The sequence below is a fragment of the Microbacterium sp. NPDC078814 genome (genome assembly GCF_040702645.1).
Taxonomy (GTDB): Bacteria; Actinomycetota; Actinomycetes; order Actinomycetales; family Microbacteriaceae; genus Microbacterium.
This window is the reverse complement of record NZ_JBFBLT010000005.1, coordinates 362,531-377,728: the sequence shown is the minus strand read 5'-3', so window position 1 is coordinate 377,728 and position 15,198 is coordinate 362,531. Positions and strand designations below refer to the sequence as shown.

16 protein-coding genes are annotated in these 15,198 nt (G+C 71.3%); 13 read left to right on the top strand and 3 right to left on the bottom strand.

The window, feature by feature from the left end; genetic code table 11:
• The first annotated feature begins 4 nt into the window (after window positions 1-4).
• From truA to glmM, 5 genes are all read left to right on the top strand, one after another.
• The gene (gene truA, locus AB0300_RS12590; RefSeq protein WP_249521009.1) at window positions 5-853 is read left to right on the top strand and encodes a tRNA pseudouridine(38-40) synthase TruA; all 849 of its coding nucleotides are present in this window, start codon (window positions 5-7) and stop codon (window positions 851-853) included.
• Window positions 854-906: 53 nt separating this feature from the next.
• Window positions 907-1,575: an endonuclease/exonuclease/phosphatase family protein gene (locus tag AB0300_RS12585; RefSeq protein WP_025104386.1), complete on the top strand. Its 669-nt coding sequence runs from the start codon at window positions 907-909 to the stop codon at window positions 1,573-1,575.
• A gap of 191 nt (window positions 1,576-1,766) precedes the next feature.
• Complete coding sequence (rplM, locus tag AB0300_RS12580) at window positions 1,767-2,213, top strand: 50S ribosomal protein L13 (protein ID WP_025104385.1); 447 nt, start codon at window positions 1,767-1,769, stop codon at window positions 2,211-2,213.
• A 26-nt stretch (window positions 2,214-2,239) separates the two neighbouring features.
• On the top strand, window positions 2,240-2,725 hold the full coding sequence (gene rpsI / locus AB0300_RS12575; RefSeq protein WP_025104384.1) for a 30S ribosomal protein S9: 486 nt from the start codon (window positions 2,240-2,242) through the stop codon (window positions 2,723-2,725).
• A 14-nt stretch (window positions 2,726-2,739) separates the two neighbouring features.
• Window positions 2,740-4,098, top strand: a complete 1,359-nt coding sequence (glmM, locus tag AB0300_RS12570; protein ID WP_062766240.1) for a phosphoglucosamine mutase — start codon at window positions 2,740-2,742, stop codon at window positions 4,096-4,098.
• A gap of 21 nt (window positions 4,099-4,119) precedes the next feature.
• Here the strand turns inward: glmM and AB0300_RS12565 are convergent, their stop codons facing one another.
• Both AB0300_RS12565 and AB0300_RS12560 read right to left on the bottom strand, forming a co-directional pair.
• Window positions 4,120-4,581, bottom strand: a complete 462-nt coding sequence (locus AB0300_RS12565; protein ID WP_366216112.1) for a VanZ family protein — start codon at window positions 4,579-4,581, stop codon at window positions 4,120-4,122.
• 47 nt (window positions 4,582-4,628) lie between these two features.
• On the bottom strand, window positions 4,629-5,564 hold the full coding sequence (locus AB0300_RS12560; protein WP_366216111.1) for a Ppx/GppA family phosphatase: 936 nt from the start codon (window positions 5,562-5,564) through the stop codon (window positions 4,629-4,631).
• A 28-nt stretch (window positions 5,565-5,592) separates the two neighbouring features.
• On the opposite strand from AB0300_RS12560, the gene coaA reads away from it, so the two are divergent.
• The 8 genes from coaA (at window position 5,593) to AB0300_RS12520 (ending at window position 14,290) form a co-directional block, all read left to right on the top strand.
• Window positions 5,593-6,546: a type I pantothenate kinase gene (gene coaA / locus AB0300_RS12555; protein WP_025104380.1), complete on the top strand. Its 954-nt coding sequence runs from the start codon at window positions 5,593-5,595 to the stop codon at window positions 6,544-6,546.
• A 63-nt stretch (window positions 6,547-6,609) separates the two neighbouring features.
• Window positions 6,610-8,457 carry a glutamine--fructose-6-phosphate transaminase (isomerizing) gene (gene glmS, locus AB0300_RS12550; protein WP_366216110.1) on the top strand — a complete coding sequence of 616 codons (1,848 nt, stop codon included), beginning with the start codon at window positions 6,610-6,612 and terminating at the stop codon, window positions 8,455-8,457.
• Window positions 8,458-8,562: 105 nt separating this feature from the next.
• Window positions 8,563-8,922, top strand: coding sequence for a holo-ACP synthase (locus AB0300_RS12545; RefSeq protein ID WP_025104378.1), 360 nt, complete (start codon window positions 8,563-8,565; stop codon window positions 8,920-8,922).
• Window positions 8,919-10,025 (top strand): alanine racemase, encoded by a 1,107-nt coding sequence (gene alr, locus AB0300_RS12540; RefSeq protein ID WP_366216109.1) that lies wholly within the window; start codon window positions 8,919-8,921, stop codon window positions 10,023-10,025. The genes AB0300_RS12545 and alr overlap by 4 nt, the downstream gene beginning before the upstream one ends.
• Window positions 10,026-10,075: 50 nt before the next feature.
• Entirely contained in the window at window positions 10,076-10,513 is a 438-nt protein-coding gene (tsaE, locus tag AB0300_RS12535) for a tRNA (adenosine(37)-N6)-threonylcarbamoyltransferase complex ATPase subunit type 1 TsaE (protein WP_366216129.1), read from the top strand.
• Window positions 10,510-11,355 carry a response regulator transcription factor gene (locus tag AB0300_RS12530; RefSeq protein WP_249521007.1) on the top strand — a complete coding sequence of 282 codons (846 nt, stop codon included), beginning with the start codon at window positions 10,510-10,512 and terminating at the stop codon, window positions 11,353-11,355. Before tsaE ends, AB0300_RS12530 begins: the two co-directional genes overlap by 4 nt.
• A 209-nt stretch (window positions 11,356-11,564) precedes the next feature.
• A complete protein-coding gene (locus AB0300_RS12525; RefSeq protein WP_366216108.1) occupies window positions 11,565-13,157 on the top strand; it encodes a PAS domain-containing sensor histidine kinase in 1,593 nt (530 codons plus the stop codon).
• Window positions 13,154-14,290 carry a hypothetical protein gene (locus AB0300_RS12520; RefSeq protein ID WP_025104373.1) on the top strand — a complete coding sequence of 379 codons (1,137 nt, stop codon included), beginning with the start codon at window positions 13,154-13,156 and terminating at the stop codon, window positions 14,288-14,290. Before AB0300_RS12525 ends, AB0300_RS12520 begins: the two co-directional genes overlap by 4 nt.
• A gap of 15 nt (window positions 14,291-14,305) precedes the next feature.
• Here AB0300_RS12520 and AB0300_RS12515 read toward each other — a convergent pair whose 3' ends face one another.
• Window positions 14,306-14,974 (bottom strand): FCD domain-containing protein, encoded by a 669-nt coding sequence (locus tag AB0300_RS12515; protein ID WP_366216107.1) that lies wholly within the window; start codon window positions 14,972-14,974, stop codon window positions 14,306-14,308.
• Window positions 14,975-15,198: the final 224 nt, after the last annotated feature.

Here is a 15,198-nt window from a genome sequence, read left to right as displayed (position 1 = left end):
CCTCGTGCGCATCCGGCTCGACATCGCCTACGACGGCACCCATTTCCGCGGGTGGGCCACGCAGCCCACGCTCCGCACGGTCCAGGGGACGCTGGAGGCGGCGCTCGCCCGGATCGTCGGCTCCGACGTGCGGTTCGTCGTCGCCGGACGGACGGACGCCGGCGTGCATGCGAGCGGACAGGTCGCGCACGTGGATCTCGACGAGGCGCAGTGGGCCCGGATCCAGGCACGACACGGCCGCGCCGCCGAGGATCCCGCGGGCAGCATCGCGGCGCGCATGCGCGGGGTGCTCGGCGCCTACCCCGACGTGTCGGTCGTGCGCTCCTCCCTCGCCCCCGAGGGCTTCGACGCGCGCTTCTCCGCGGTCTGGCGACGCTATCGGTACCGGCTCGCCGACGACCTCGCCGGCTATGACCCGCTACGGCGTCTCGACACCACGACGATCCGCGGTCGGCTGGACGCCGAGGCCATGGACGCCGCCGCCCGGACCCTCATCGGTCTGCACGACTTCGCCGCCTACTGCAAGCCGCGCGAGGAGGCCACGACCATCCGCACGCTGCTCGACTACCGGTGGCAGCGGGACGCGGACGGGGTGCTCGTCGCGGAGGTGAAGGCCGACGCGTTCTGCCACAGCATGGTGCGGGCCCTCGTCGGCGCCTGCGCGGCGGTGGGGGAGGGGCGCCTCGACGTGGGCGACCTCGTCGTGCTCCGCGATGCCCTCACGCGGACCAGCGAGTTCAAGGTGCTCGCCGCCCGCGGGCTCACGCTCACCGAGGTCGGATACCCCGCCGACGACCTCCTCGCCGCGCGGGCAGCCCAGACCCGCGCCCGCCGGGACCACGAGACCGACTGATCGTCCGGATCCGGAGCCGGGGCACAGATGGGGCGGGTAGCGTGGGGACGATCATGAAGGTCATCTCCTACAACCTGCGCAAGCACCGGGCCGCCGGCGAGCTCGCGGCGCTCGTCGATGAGCATGATCCCGACATCCTCTGCCTGCAGGAGTGCGACGTCCCGGAGCTGCCGGACCGGATCGGCGGTCTCGTGCTGGCGGATGCGACGCAGGGCAACCGCCTCGGTCTCGCGCTCTTCTATCGCGAGAGCACCTACCGCCTGCAGGGCATCCGCACGCTGGGCCTGAAGAAGTCGCTGCACGATCGCATCGCGAAGCCGGCGCACGAGCGCGTGCTCGGCGCGCGCCTGCGCGACATCGACGACGGCGGCGAGTTCATCGTCGCGTCCTTCCACGCCGCGCCCCTGACGGCGTTGAACTCGCTGCGGCGGCATCAGATCCGTGCGGCGCTCGCCGAGCTCGCGACGCTGGGCGAGGGGCTGCCGCAGCTCATGGTGGGGGATTACAACTACCCCGTGTTCAAGGAGAACCTCGGGCAGGCCGTGCGCGACCAGGGCTACGCGCTCTCCCTCAGCGACGACCACACCTACACGCGCTACCGCGTCTTCCGCGGGCACTACGACTTCGCGACGTCGTCCGGCTTCGAGATCGAGCGCATCACCACGCTGCCGCAGCGTTCCAGCGACCACCGCCCGATCCTCGTGACGGTCCGCCCGGACTGAGTCCGGGCGCCGGCGGGTTTGGGAATGCCGTTCCGGTGGCGTATGCTGACTCTTTGGTGCCCTTCCCTGTCCTGCGGGGAAGACGCACATCCGAACGTGAGCCCTCCACTGGCGTGTTCCTCCCCGTAGGGAAGAACCACCCCGGAGTGGGATTCACGAACACCTCCGTTCGACAAGAAAGCAGCACTATCGTGACGCGCACTTACACCCCCAAGGCTGGCGAAGTCCAGCGCGACTGGGTCGTCATCGACGCCACCGACGTCGTTCTCGGCCGTCTGGCTTCGCACGCGGCGACGCTCCTGCGTGGCAAGCACAAGCCGACCTTCGCCAACCACATCGACTCGGGTGACTTCGTCATCATCGTGAACGCCGACAAGGTCGCGCTCACCGGTCAGAAGCTCCAGAAGAAGATGGCGTACCGCCACTCCGGCTACCCGGGTGGCCTCAAGGCCGTCAGCTACGCCGAGCTCCTCGAGAAGAACCCGGTCCGCGCCGTGGAGAAGGCCATCCGTGGCATGCTCCCGAAGAACAGCCTGGGCCGCCAGCAGCTGTCGAAGCTGAAGGTGTACGCCGGTGCCGAGCACCCGCACGCCGCGCAGCAGCCCCAGCCGTACACCCTCGACCAGGTCGCCCAGTAAGCGCCGTACAGACTAAGGACATACTCGTGGCTGACATCCAGGACTCCACCGAAAACCTCCAGAACTTCTCGACGTCGACCCCGGAGACCGACGCGGTCGAGGCGGCTCCCCGCCCCGTGCTGAGCGTCCCCGGCGCCGCTGTCGGCCGTCGCAAGCAGGCCATCGCCCGCGTGCGTCTGGTTCCCGGCTCGGGCACCATCACGGTCAACGGCCGCACGCTCGAGGACTACTTCCCGAACAAGCTGCACCAGCAGCTCATCAACGACCCGTTCACCGCGCTGAACCTCGCCGGTGCCTACGACGTGATCGCCCGCATCTCGGGTGGTGGCGACTCCGGCCAGGCCGGCGCCCTGCGTCTCGGCATCGCCCGTGCCCTCAACGGCATCGACGCGGAGAACAACCGTCCGACCCTGAAGAAGGCCGGCTTCCTCTCGCGCGACGCTCGCGTCAAGGAGCGCAAGAAGGCCGGACTCAAGAAGGCCCGTAAGGCGCCTCAGTACTCGAAGCGTTAAGGTCCACTGCTCCGATGCCGATCTTTGGCACGGACGGCGTGCGAGGACTCGCCAATGGCATCCTCACCGCCGACCTGGCGCTCACCCTGGCCCAGGCGACTGCTGTCGTCCTGGGCCAGGGCCGTACTGCGGAGGCTCGCAAGGCCGAAGGCAAGCGACTCACCGCCGTCGTCGCCCGTGACCCTCGGGTCTCGGGGCACTTCCTGACCGCCGCCGTCTCCGCGGGACTCGCCTCCTCCGGCGTCGACGTCCTCGAGGCCGGGGTCATCCCCACGCCGGCGCTGGCATTCCTCGTCGCGGATCGCGACGCCGACTTCGGCGTGATGATCTCCGCGTCGCACAACGCGGCGCCCGACAACGGGATCAAGATCTTCGCCCGCGGCGGACGCAAGCTCCCTGACATCGTGGAGCAGCGCATCGAGGAGGCCATGCACGGCGAGATGCTGCGCCCGACCGGTGCCGGCGTCGGCCGCATCGACCGGTTCTCGGACGCCGAGGACCGCTACGTCGTCCATCTGCTCGCCTCGCTGCCGCATCGCCTCGAGGGCATCCACGTCGTGCTCGACTGCGCCCACGGCGCCGCCTCCGGTGTCTCGCCGGAGACGTTCCGCGATGCCGGCGCCGAGGTCACGGTGATCGGTGCCGACCCCGACGGCTGGAACATCAACGACGGCGTCGGTTCGACCCACCTCGACAACCTCGCCGAAGCCGTCGTCCGGCTCGGCGCCGACGTCGGCATCGCGCACGACGGCGACGCGGATCGCTGCCTCGCGGTCGACGCACAGGGCAACGTCGTGGACGGCGACCAGATCATGGCCATCCTCGCCGTGTCGATGAAGGAGCGCGGTCGTCTCACCGACGACACCCTCGTGGCCACGGTCATGAGCAACCTCGGCCTGCACGTCGCGATGCGCGAGCACGGAATCACGGTGCGTCAGACGGCCGTCGGCGACCGCTACGTGCTCGAGGACATGAACGCCGGCGGCTACGCCCTCGGCGGCGAGCAGTCCGGCCACGTCATCATGAGCGAATACGCCACCACGGGTGACGGCCTGCTCACCGGTCTGCATCTGGTGGCCGAGATGGCGCGGCAGGGCAAGTCCCTCGCCGAGCTCGCGTCCGTCATGACCGTGTACCCGCAGCTGCTGATCAACGTCCGCGACGTCGACAAGGATCGCGTCGCCGATGACGAGGTCGTGCAGCAGGCGGTGCGCGACGTCGAGGCCGAGCTGGGCGATACCGGGCGTGTGCTGCTGCGCAAGTCCGGCACCGAGCCGCTGGTGCGCGTCATGGTCGAGGCGGCCGACTCCGAGTCGGCACGGGCTCACGCCGAACGACTGGCTGCCGTGGTGCAGGAGCGCCTCGCCCTCTGACGGGGGCGGGGGCTCGCTGCCTCACCCTGCCGTCGAGGTCGGCTGCACGGCTCTCGGGCGCGGCCGCAGGCCCACGGCCACCCGGACGAGCAGGCATCCGACGATGGTGCCCAGGGTGTTCGCGATCACGTCCGACAGCGTCGGGTAGCGGCTGGGCAGCAGCGTCTGCACGAGCTCGATCGTGGCGCTCGCGGCGTAGCCCGTCAGGATCACGAGCCAGGGGCTCCAGCGCGGCCATCCCGCGGCCAGGAGAAGCCCGAGCGGGACGAACAGCGCGATGTTCGCGAGGAACTCGAACACGGTGTAGCTCGTCGAGAGCGAGATCCCGAGATGGGCGGAGGCGTACTCCGCGAGACGGAACGCGATACCCGTCACCCGCGACGCGACCGTGGCCGGCAGCCAGACGATCATCGCGACGGCGACGACGTACGGGACGAGCAGCACGCGCGCCGCGATGGCGGTCTTCGTCAAGCGGGAGGGCATGGCGCGAGCCTAGGGGGCGAACCTGGGGATCCGTCCGGCGGCGGGGGTCACCCGGGCGGGCCCTGCTGCTCGATGTACCGCAGCAGCACGCCTTCCCGCAGCGCCCAGGGCGACACTTCCAGCTCCTCCACGTCGAGCGCCGTCATCGCCGCATGCAGCGACACCGCCGCCGCGACGATCTGGAAGGTGCGGTCGGGAGTGATGCCGGGAAGCTCCTGCCGCGCCGATGCGGGCAGACGCGCCAACCGCGGGATCCACGACCCGAGGGCCGCACGAGGCAGCAGCATCCGCTCGCTCCCCGACCAGCCGGGGACCGGGTAGCCGACCAGACGCGCGAGGGAGCGGATGGCCTTGGACGATCCGACGACGTGGTCGGGACGGGGGAGCGCCGTGAACGCGGGGACGACGGAGGCGAGCGTCGTCGTCGCATGCGCGCGGAGCCGGTCCACGTCGTCCTCGCCGGGTGGGTCCTGCGGGAGGAAGCGCACCGTCATACGTCCCGCGCCCAACGGCACGGAGGTGGCGATCTCCGGGAGCTCCTCGGCCCCCGCGGCGATCTCCAGCGAACCGCCGCCGATGTCGAGGAGCAGCAGTCGGCCGGCGGACCAGCCGAACCAGCGTCGCACGGCGAGGAAGGTGAGCGCGGCCTCGGTCTCGCCGTCGAGCACCTGCAGCGGCTGGCCGAGCGCGGCCTCGATGCGGGCGATCACGGCAGCCCCGTTGCGGGCGTCGCGCACGGCGCTCGTGGCGGTGGCGAGGAGAGCGTCGACGCCCTCGGTCTCGGCGACCCGACGCGCCTGGGCGACGGCCGCCTCCAAAGCCCGCACGCCCTCCTCGGCGATCGCGCCGTCCGGTGTGAGGTAGCGCATGAGGCGCAGCACGGTGCGGTCGCTCGTCGTCGCGAGCGGTCGTCCGCCGGGACGCACGTCGGCCGCGAGCATGTGGACGGTGTTCGATCCGATGTCGATGACTCCGAGGCGCACGGGATGAGGATACTCGCGCGCGGTTACGATGGACGACGTGACCACCGTCGACCCCACGCTGCCGCTGTCGCCGTACCGGGAGATCGGGCGCGCGGAGTGGGCGCGTCTCGCCGCGGGACTCGACCAGCCGCTCACCGAGACCGAGGTCGTCGAACTCCGAGGCATCGGCGACCGGCTCGACCTCACCGAGGTGCGCGAGGTCTACCTCCCGTTGAGCCGGCTGCTGAGTCTGTACGCGAGCGCGACCAAGCAGCTCGGCGCCGCGACCTCGACGTTCCTGCAGGAGGACGACACCACGACGCCGTTCGTCGTCGGCGTCGCCGGCTCCGTCGCGGTGGGCAAATCGACGATCGCCCGGCTCCTCCGCGAGCTCATGAGCCGCTGGCCGGGGACGCCGCGGGTGGAGCTGGTCACGACGGACGGCTTCCTCTACCCGAACGCCGAGCTGGAGCGCCGCGGCCTCATGGACCGCAAGGGCTTCCCCGAGTCGTACGACCGCCGGGCGCTGATCCAGTTCCTCACGGAGGTCAAGAGCGGGGCTCCCGAGGTGCGCGCGCCGTTCTACTCCCACATGCGGTACGACATCGTCCCGGACGCCCACGTCGTGGTGCGCCGGCCGGACGTCGTGATCGTCGAGGGGCTGAACGTCCTGCAGCCCCCGCCGGCGCCGAACGACGTGGCCGTGAGCGATCTCTTCGACTTCTCGATCTTCGTGGACGCCGACACGGCACACATCGAGAAGTGGTACGTCGACCGGTTCCTCGCTCTGCGGCAGGGTGCCTTCAGCAACCCGAACTCGTACTTCAACGTGTTCGCGCACCTCACCGACGAGGAGGCGATCACCACTGCATTGGGATACTGGAACGAGATCAACATGCCCAACCTCGTCGAGAACGTGATGCCGACTCGGCATCGGGCACGGCTCGTCCTGCGGAAGGGCGCGGATCACGACGTGGAGAGCGTGCTCCTGCGCAAGCTCTGACCGCTCGCGGCGGCGGCCGATTGTTCGGACGGTTCGCAAAAAATGCCGCTTACCCTTATCCGCATGTGTGGAATCGTCGGATACGTGGGCCCGCGGCCCAGCCAGGACATCCTTCTCGCCGGCCTCGCCCGGCTCGAGTACCGCGGCTATGACTCCGCGGGCATCGCCGTGATCGACGGCGAGGGGACGCTGGGCATGCGCAAGAAGGCGGGCAAGCTCGCCATGCTGCGCGACTCGCTCGGCGACGCCCCCCTCGCCGACGGCACGACCGGCATCGGCCACACCCGCTGGGCGACGCACGGCGGACCGACCGACGTCAACGCGCACCCGCACCTCGCCGACGACGACAAGCTCGCGGTGATCCACAACGGCATCATCGAGAACTTCGCGGCCCTGCGCGACGAGCTCCTCGCCGACGGCGTCGCCTTCCGCAGCGAGACCGACACCGAGGTGGCCGCCGCCCTCCTCGGCCGCGAGTATGCGGGCAACGGCGGCGATCTCGCCCTCGCCTTCCGCACGGTGGTGAACCGCCTCGAGGGGGCCTTCACGCTCCTGGCCATGCACCAGGACCACCCGGGGCTCGTCGTCGGCGCCCGCCGCAACTCGCCGCTCGTGATCGGTCTGGGCGAGGGGGAGAACTTCCTCGGCTCCGACGTCGCCGCCTTCGTCGAGCACACCCGCAAGGCACTGGCGATCGGTCAGGACCAGATCGTCTCGATCACCCCGGACGCGGTGACCGTGACCGACTTCGCCGGGACGCCCGTCACCGCCGAGCCCTTCGACGTCTCCTGGGACGCCGCCGCCGCCGAGAAGGGCGGATGGTCGAGCTTCATGGCCAAGGAGGTCGCGGAGCAGCCCGAGGCGGTCGCGAACACCATCCGCGGACGCATCCGCGATGGTCAGGTCGTGATCCCGGAGCTGGACGGCCTCGACGAGCTCTTCGTCGGCATCAACCGCGTCATCATCACGGCGTGCGGCACGGCCTCCTATGCCGCGCTCGTCGGCAAGTACGCGATCGAGCAGTGGGCCCGCGTGGCCGTCGACGTCGAGCTCGCCCACGAGTTCCGCTACCGCGACCCGGTCATCGGCGCGGACACCCTCGTGGTCTCGATCAGCCAGTCCGGCGAGACCATGGACACCCTCATGGCCGTGAAGTACGCCCGGGAGCGCGGTGCCCGCACGCTGTCGGTCTGCAACACGCAGGGCGCGACCATCCCGCGCGAGTCCGACGCCGTCGTGTACACCCACGCCGGCCCGGAGGTCGCCGTGGCCTCGACCAAGGCGTTCTCCGCCCAGATCGCGGCCCTGCTGCTGCTCGGCCTGCACATGGGCCGCGTCCGCGGTGTCGTCGCCGACGCCTCCACGGACGTCGAAGAGCTCGCCGCGCTGCCGGAGAAGGTCGCGAAGGTGCTGGAGAGCGAGCACGAGCACGTCTCGCAGCTCGCCGGCTGGATGGCCGACACCCGCTCGGTGCTCTTCCTCGGCCGCCACGTCGGCTATCCGATCGCGCTCGAGGGTGCGCTCAAGCTCAAGGAGATCTCCTACATCCACGCGGAGGGCTTCGCCGCCGGTGAGCTCAAGCACGGTCCGATCGCCCTGATCGAGCCGGGACAGCCGGTGTTCGTGCTCGTGCCGTCGCCGCGGCACTCCGCGCTCGTGCACTCCAAGGTCGTCTCCAACATCCAGGAGATCCGCGCCCGTGGCGCCCGCGTGATCGTCGTGGCGGAGGAGGGCGACGCCGCCGTGCTGCCCTTCGCCGACGAGGTCATCCACATCCCGCTCGCCGGGCCCATGTTCGAGCCGCTGCTCGCCGTGGTTCCGCTGCAGATCTTCGCGATGGCGCTGGCCACCGCGAAGGGTCTCGACGTGGACCAGCCGCGCAACCTCGCGAAGTCCGTCACGGTGGAGTGACCGCCGACCCACCCCCTTGTGTTCCTCCCACCCCTCTGCGTGCGCACGCAGAGGGGTGGGGTGTACGGAGAGGGGTGGGTGGGCAAGCCCGGGTAGGCTGAACGCGTGATCATCGGCACCGGCATCGACCTCGTGGACATCCCGAGGTTCGAGCGCACGATGACCCGCACCCCTCGCCTGCGCGAGCGGCTGTTCGCTCCGTCCGAACGGGAGCTCCGGCTGCCGTCTCTGGCCGCGCGATATGCCGCGAAGGAAGCGCTGATCAAGGCGCTCGGCGGCTCCGACGGCGTGCACTGGACCGAGATCGAGATCGCCTCGGAGGCCTCCGGAAAGCCGCACTTCGTGCTGTCCGGATCCACCGCCGCGGTCGTCGAGGAGCGCGGCATCCGCACGCTGCATCTCACCCTCACCCACGATGCCGGCCTCGCCGCCGCGTTCGTCGTCGCCGAAGGAGCCCCGCTGTGACCGTCCCGTTCCGCGAGGCCACGATCGGCCTCGATGCGATCGCCGACAACGTGCGGCACTTCCGCCGGCTCACCGGAGTCGAGGTGCTCGTCGTCGTCAAGGCCAACGCCTACGGCCACGGCGCCGCCGCGACCGCCGTGGCCGCGCTCTCCGCCGGTGCGACGCGGCTCGGCGTGGCCGAGATCCCGGAGGCGCTGGAACTGCGGCGTCAGGGCGTGCACGCGCCTGTGGTGGCCTGGCTGCACGCCCCGGGGGAGCGGTTCCTGGAGGCGGCTGCGGAAGGGGTCGAGGTCGGCATCTCGTCGTACGACCAGCTGCAGGCGGCCGCCGCCGCCGCGTCCGCGGACCGCCCGGTCGCCGTGCACCTGAAGCTCGAGACCGGGCTGTCGCGCAACGGCATCGCTCCCGACGACTGGGGGACGGTGCTCGCCGAGGCCGCCCGGCTGGAGCGCATCGGCCGCCTGCGCATCGTGGGCCTCTTCTCGCACCTCTCCAACGCCTCGCCGGCCGACGACCGCGCCGCGCTCGCCCGGTTCGAGGAGGGTGTGGCGCAGGCCGCGGCGCTCGGCGTACGCCCGGAGATCCGCCATATCGCCGCCACGGCCGCCGCGATCGACCTGCCGGAGACACGGCTGGACGCCGTCCGCATCGGCATCGGCACGTACGGCCTCTCGCCCTTCGACGACCGCTCCTCCGCGGAACTGGGTCTGCGCCCGGCCATGACCCTGCGCGGGGCGGTGGCGGCCGTCCGTCGTGTGCCCGCCGGCACCGGGGTCTCCTACGACTACGTGCACCGCACCGACCGCGAGACCACCCTGGCGCTCGTGCCCCTCGGTTATGCCGACGGCGTGCCCCGCAGCGCCTCCGGACGCCTGCCCGTGTCGATCGGAGGGCGCCGCTACACGAACGTCGGACGGATCGCGATGGATCAGTTCGTCGTGGACGTCGGGGATGCACCGGTGGATGTCGGTGACGAGGTCACCCTGTTCGGGGATCCGACCCTCGGCGTGCCGTCGGCCACGGATTGGGCGGAGGCCGCCGGCACGATCGGCTACGAGATCGTCACCCGCATCGGTCACCGGGTGCCGCGGAGGACGACGTGAGCCTGGACCCCGCGTTCCTCGGACGCCGCCGGATCTCCACCTCCGAGGAGATGGAGCAGCTCGGCCTGCGCATCGGCGAGCAGCTCGCGCCGGGCGACCTCCTGATCCTCAGCGGGCCGCTGGGGGCGGGCAAGACCACGTTCACCCGCGGCCTGGCCGAGGGGCTCGGGGTGCGCGGTCCCGTGCAGAGCCCCACGTTCGTGATCGCCCGCACGCATCCGTCGCTCGTCGGCCGCGCGCCGCTCGTGCACGTCGACGCCTATCGCCTCGGCTCCGCGGCGGAACTCGACGACCTCGACCTCGACCTGGAGCGATCGGTCGTGGTCGTGGAATGGGGCCGCGGTATGGCGGAGGAGCTCGCCGACGCCTGGTGGGACATCGAGATCGAACGCCCCGTCGGTGCCGGCGAGGACGACGCCCTCGACCCGTCGGAACTCGACGCCGACGCACCTCGCGTCGTCACGATCACCCGTGAGGAGCGCGCGTGACGGCGGGGGAGCCGCTGGTCGCGGTCATCATCGAGGACGACCCCGGGGTCCGGTCGCTGCTGGACGAGGTGTTCCTCGCCGCGGGGTTCCGCACCGTGCTGGCCGGCTCCGGGCCGGAGGGGCTCGCGGCGGTCGCGGCGCACCGTCCGATCATCACCACGCTCGACATCAACCTCCCCGGCATCGACGGCTTCGAGGTCGCGCGGCGCATCCGACAGGTCAGCGACACCTTCATCATCATGCTGTCCGCCCTGGCCGACGAGTCGGACGTGGTGCTCGGCCTCACCTCCGGTGCCGACGAGTACCTGGTGAAGCCCTTCCGGCCGCGCGAGCTGCGTGCCCGGATCGAGGCGCTCCTCCGGCGCACCCGCACCCCGGCGACGGACCCGCTCCCTCTCGCCGCCGCGCAGGTCCCGGCGGCTCCGACCCCCGTGCCCGCGGCCTCACCCGCCCCGAGTGCTGCGCTCCCGGCCGGTGCCGCCGCCGATGCCACCGTGGCCACGTGGCGAGGGCTCGTGCACCGCGACCTCAGTCTCGACCTCGACACGCGCCTCGTGCTCGTCGCCCAGCGCCCCGTCGAACTCACCCCCACCGAGTTCGACCTGCTCGCGGCGCTCCTCGAGGCCGGCCGCCGGGTCTGCAGCAAAGCCGACCTCGCGCTCGGACTGCGCGGAGCCTCCGGCGACGCCTTCGATCGGGTGAGCGAACCCGACAAGCGGGCGATCGAGACGCACATGGCCAATCTGCGTCGGAAGCTCGGCGACAGTCCCACCGCCCCTCGCTACATCGAGACGGTGCGTGGCGTCGGATACCGCCTCACGTCCGACGATCGGCGCCCCTGACGGGAGGGGTCGAGGCCGCGGCTCCCCCACCGCGGCCCCGGATGCCTGCGAATCCCCACTCGCGCGGCCCCAGCTTCTGCGAAATCCCCAGTCGCAGCGTCGGCTCCCACTCAGAATCGTAGGGCGCGAACGCCTCCTGAAGAGCGAGAAGTGACGATCTTTGAGTAATCTTGCGTGAATGCTGAGGATCGACCGGGAGGCGGACCTTGATGATCCGCACGGTCTCGATCTGGCGGTGGCAGCTGGTGTTCACCGCGAGCATCGTCGCCATCGTGGTGATGGTCGCGGGCTTCAAGCCGCAGACCCTCGCGATCCCGCTGTTCATCGGGGGGATCGGCCTCATCGTCGTCACCACCCTGGTGGCGCTCATGGTCCCGTGGCGACGTCTGCCGCGCACGGCGGTGACGGTCCTCCCGCTGCTCGACGTGCTCGGGGTCGGACTGACGACGAACGTGCCGGATCTCCGGCTCGGCTTCCTCTGGGTCTTCCCCGTGGTCTGGCTGGCGACCTACTTCTCGATGCCCTGGGTGTTCGTCGGCATCGCGCTCAGCGGCGGCTGCCTGGTGTTCTTCTCGGACCGCTCCGGCCCGCCGGAGGACGTGCTGCTGCGCGTGCTCACGGTCGTCATCACCCTGAGCTTCCTCGGCGTGACGGTCCGCATCGGCGCCCAGCGCTCCGGCGCGGCACGGCGGCTCCTGCAGCGCCGTTCGGAGCAGGTGAACCGGGCGGCGGAGCGGGCCGAGACGAACCAGGAGCGCGTCACGCAGGTCATCGACGCGCTGCGCATCGCGCTGGTCGTGGTCACCTCCGCGGGCCGCATCCTGCAGATGAACGACGCCTACCGCACCCTCTACGGCCGTGACCGCTTCGGCGCGGCGCTCCCGTCGGCGTCCGTCGAGTACGACGCCCGGCGCGGGACGGCTCTGACCCCGGAGCGTACGACGCTTGCGCGGGCGGCCGCGGGGGAGTCGATGCGGGAGGAGCGGGTGTGGCTGTACGACGGGGCAGGGCAGTGGCACGCCCTGGCCGTGACCACGCAGCCCATCGCCGGAGCCCGGGAGGGGGAGCGCATCACCCTCGTCGTCATCGACGACGTCACCGCGCTCCTGGAGGCCGCCGAGGAGCGGCGGGCGCTGACCGCCGTGATCTCCCACGAGCTGCGCAACCCGCTGACCGCGATCATCGGCCACGTCGAGCTCCTGCGCGAGCGCGACGACCTCCCCGGCCGCGTGCCCGCACAGATCGAGGTCATCGCGGACGCGGGGGAGCGGCTGCAGGATCTCGTCACGAGCATGCAGGCCCAGACGGGGCGGGTCTCGCACGACCCCTTCGAACCGGTGGACCTGCGCGTGGTCGTCGAGGAGTCGGCCGCGTCGTTCGCGCCCCTGATGGGGGCCGCGCGGCAGGAGCTCGTCCTCGACGGGGCCGAGCGGATGGTGATCACGGGCGACGCGTTCCGGCTGCGTCAGGTGCTGGACAACCTCCTGGGCAACGCCGTGAAGTACACGCCGGGGGGCGGGCGCATCACGGTGCGGCTGGCGGAGTCGGACGGACACGCCGAGGTCACCGTGGCGGACACCGGGATCGGCATCGCCGAGGAGGAGCTGCCGCGGCTGTTCGAGCCCTACTTCCGCGCGGACAGCGCCGTGCGCGGCGGCATCGCCGGCACCGGTCTCGGCATGGGCATCGCGCGGGACATCGTGCTCGCGCACGGCGGCGCCATCCTCGTGACGAGCGAGGTGGACGTCGGGACCACCGTCACCGTCCGCTTCCCCCGACGAATGAGAGAGGACCCCGTATGACGCCGCTCGTGCCCGTCAGCGTCGACGTCACCACGAGCATGGTGGCCGTGGTGACCGTGCTCACCGCGATCGTCGTCGGTCTCGCCACCCTGGCGCGGCCGAGCAGGGCGACCATCGTCTGGGGCGTCGCCTTCGGCATCGGGATGCTCGGCGCCTACCTCTGGTTGGCCGGGCACCACACCGGCAGCCCCGTGCTCCGCGCGGCCGCCTCCGCGATCGTCGTCTCCTTCGTGCCGCTCGTGTGGCTCGGGGTGCGGATGCACTTCGGACGGTCAGCGCCCTGGCTGCCGGTCGTCCTCGCGCTCGTCGGCGTCCCCACGGCGCTGATCCTCACGGCGGGCACGCGCTGGTATCTGCCGGTCTTCCACGTCGTCTTCCTGGCGATGGCGGTCTTCGCCGGCCTGCTCGCCTGGGAGCTGCTCCGAGGGCAGCCGGCGTCGCGGGACATCGTGCTGCCTCTCGCGCTCGCCGCGTGCGGCTTCGTCGTGGTCGCCGTCGTGAGCGCCGGCTCCGCCCTCGTCTCGGGAGGCGTGAGCACGGAGGAGCAGCTCAGCGCGCTGCGCGGGATGAACGCGGTCGGGACGATCGTCGTGAGCACGTGCGCAGCCTTCACCCTCGTGCTCCTCGTGCGGGTGGAGAGCGCGACGCCCGGGACGGACGGCGCGGCGGAGCGCGCCAGGGAGCGGCTTCGCAAGGCGTCAGCGCAGAAGGACCCCGCCTGGTCGATCCTCGACATCCGCCTGGACGACCCCACCGACCTCCGCGAGGCGTCGAGCAGCGCCGGCTTCCGACGCATCGCAGATCGGTTCCACGCGGACATCGGCGACGCGCTTCCGGCGACAGCCGATGCGGAGCGGGTCGCCGACGACCGCGCGATCGTCATCATCCACGGAAGCGACGAGGCGGTGCGGTTCCACCTGCGGGCGATCCTGGCATCCGTGTCGATCATCGATCTGGAGGCGCCTGCGAGCGGGATCCGCTCCTCCGCCAGCATCGGCTGGGCGACCGCAGCCGTCGCGGGATACGACTACGACACACTCGTCGCGGCGGCGGCATCCGCGGCGGAACGGGCGCGCGACGCCGGCGGGGATCAGTGGAAACGGGCGCAGGAGTCGGATCTGACCGCCGTCTGAGCTCGCCTTCCGGCGTCAGCCGAACAGCCTCTTCACCGTATCGAGGTGCTCCCGGGTCAGGGCGCCGGCTGTCCGGGGGTCGCGCGCGGCGATCGCATCGCCGATACGCCCGTGCGCGTCCTGGTCGGCGGCGTCGCCGTGATGGCCGCGGATGCGCAGCATGTCGATCATGGCCTGCAGCGAGCGCGGGGCGAAGCCGTCGAACAGCTCTCGCAGCACGGGATTGCCGGAGGCGACGACGACGGCCCGGTGGAAGGCCATGTCCGCCTCGACGTGCGCGCGGATGTCCGTGCGTCGACGGTCGCGTTCGGCGAGCGTGCGCCTCAGCTCGTCCAGGTCGGCCGCGGTCCGGCGCTCCGCAGCGAGCGCCGCGGCCTCGACTTCGATCGCGGTGCGGGCCTCGAGGACCGCGATGATGTCGGCGCGGTCGAGGACGGCATCCCAGGTCGGGGCGGGCTCGACGGCCGTGACGAAGACGCCCGCGCCCTGGCGGGTGGCGAGCACACCGCGCCCGGCCAGGATGCGGATCGCCTCGCGGGCCGTCGAGCGACCCACGCCGAGCTGCGGAGCGAGCGTCGTCTCGCCGGGAAGCTTCCCGCCGATCTCCCATTCGCCGGCTCCGATCCGGGCGAGGAGCAGCTCGGCGGCCTGTTCGGCGAGGGATTCGCGGCGCACGGTCGTCATGGGTCCATTCTCGCAGGTGACTCGACTGCTCTGCTTGTCTGAGGAGTTGTGCTAGGTTCTCCCTATGCGCACATCCGGGTTCCTCCTCCTTCGTCGCCACCACGGGGTCTAGTCAGACCGGCTCCCCGTCGTGGGGAGCAGGACGCGCCGGTCGCCTTCCTCGCGATCCGAACAGGAACCCGATCATGACCCCATCCCGCGCCTTCCCGACCCTCGCCACCCCG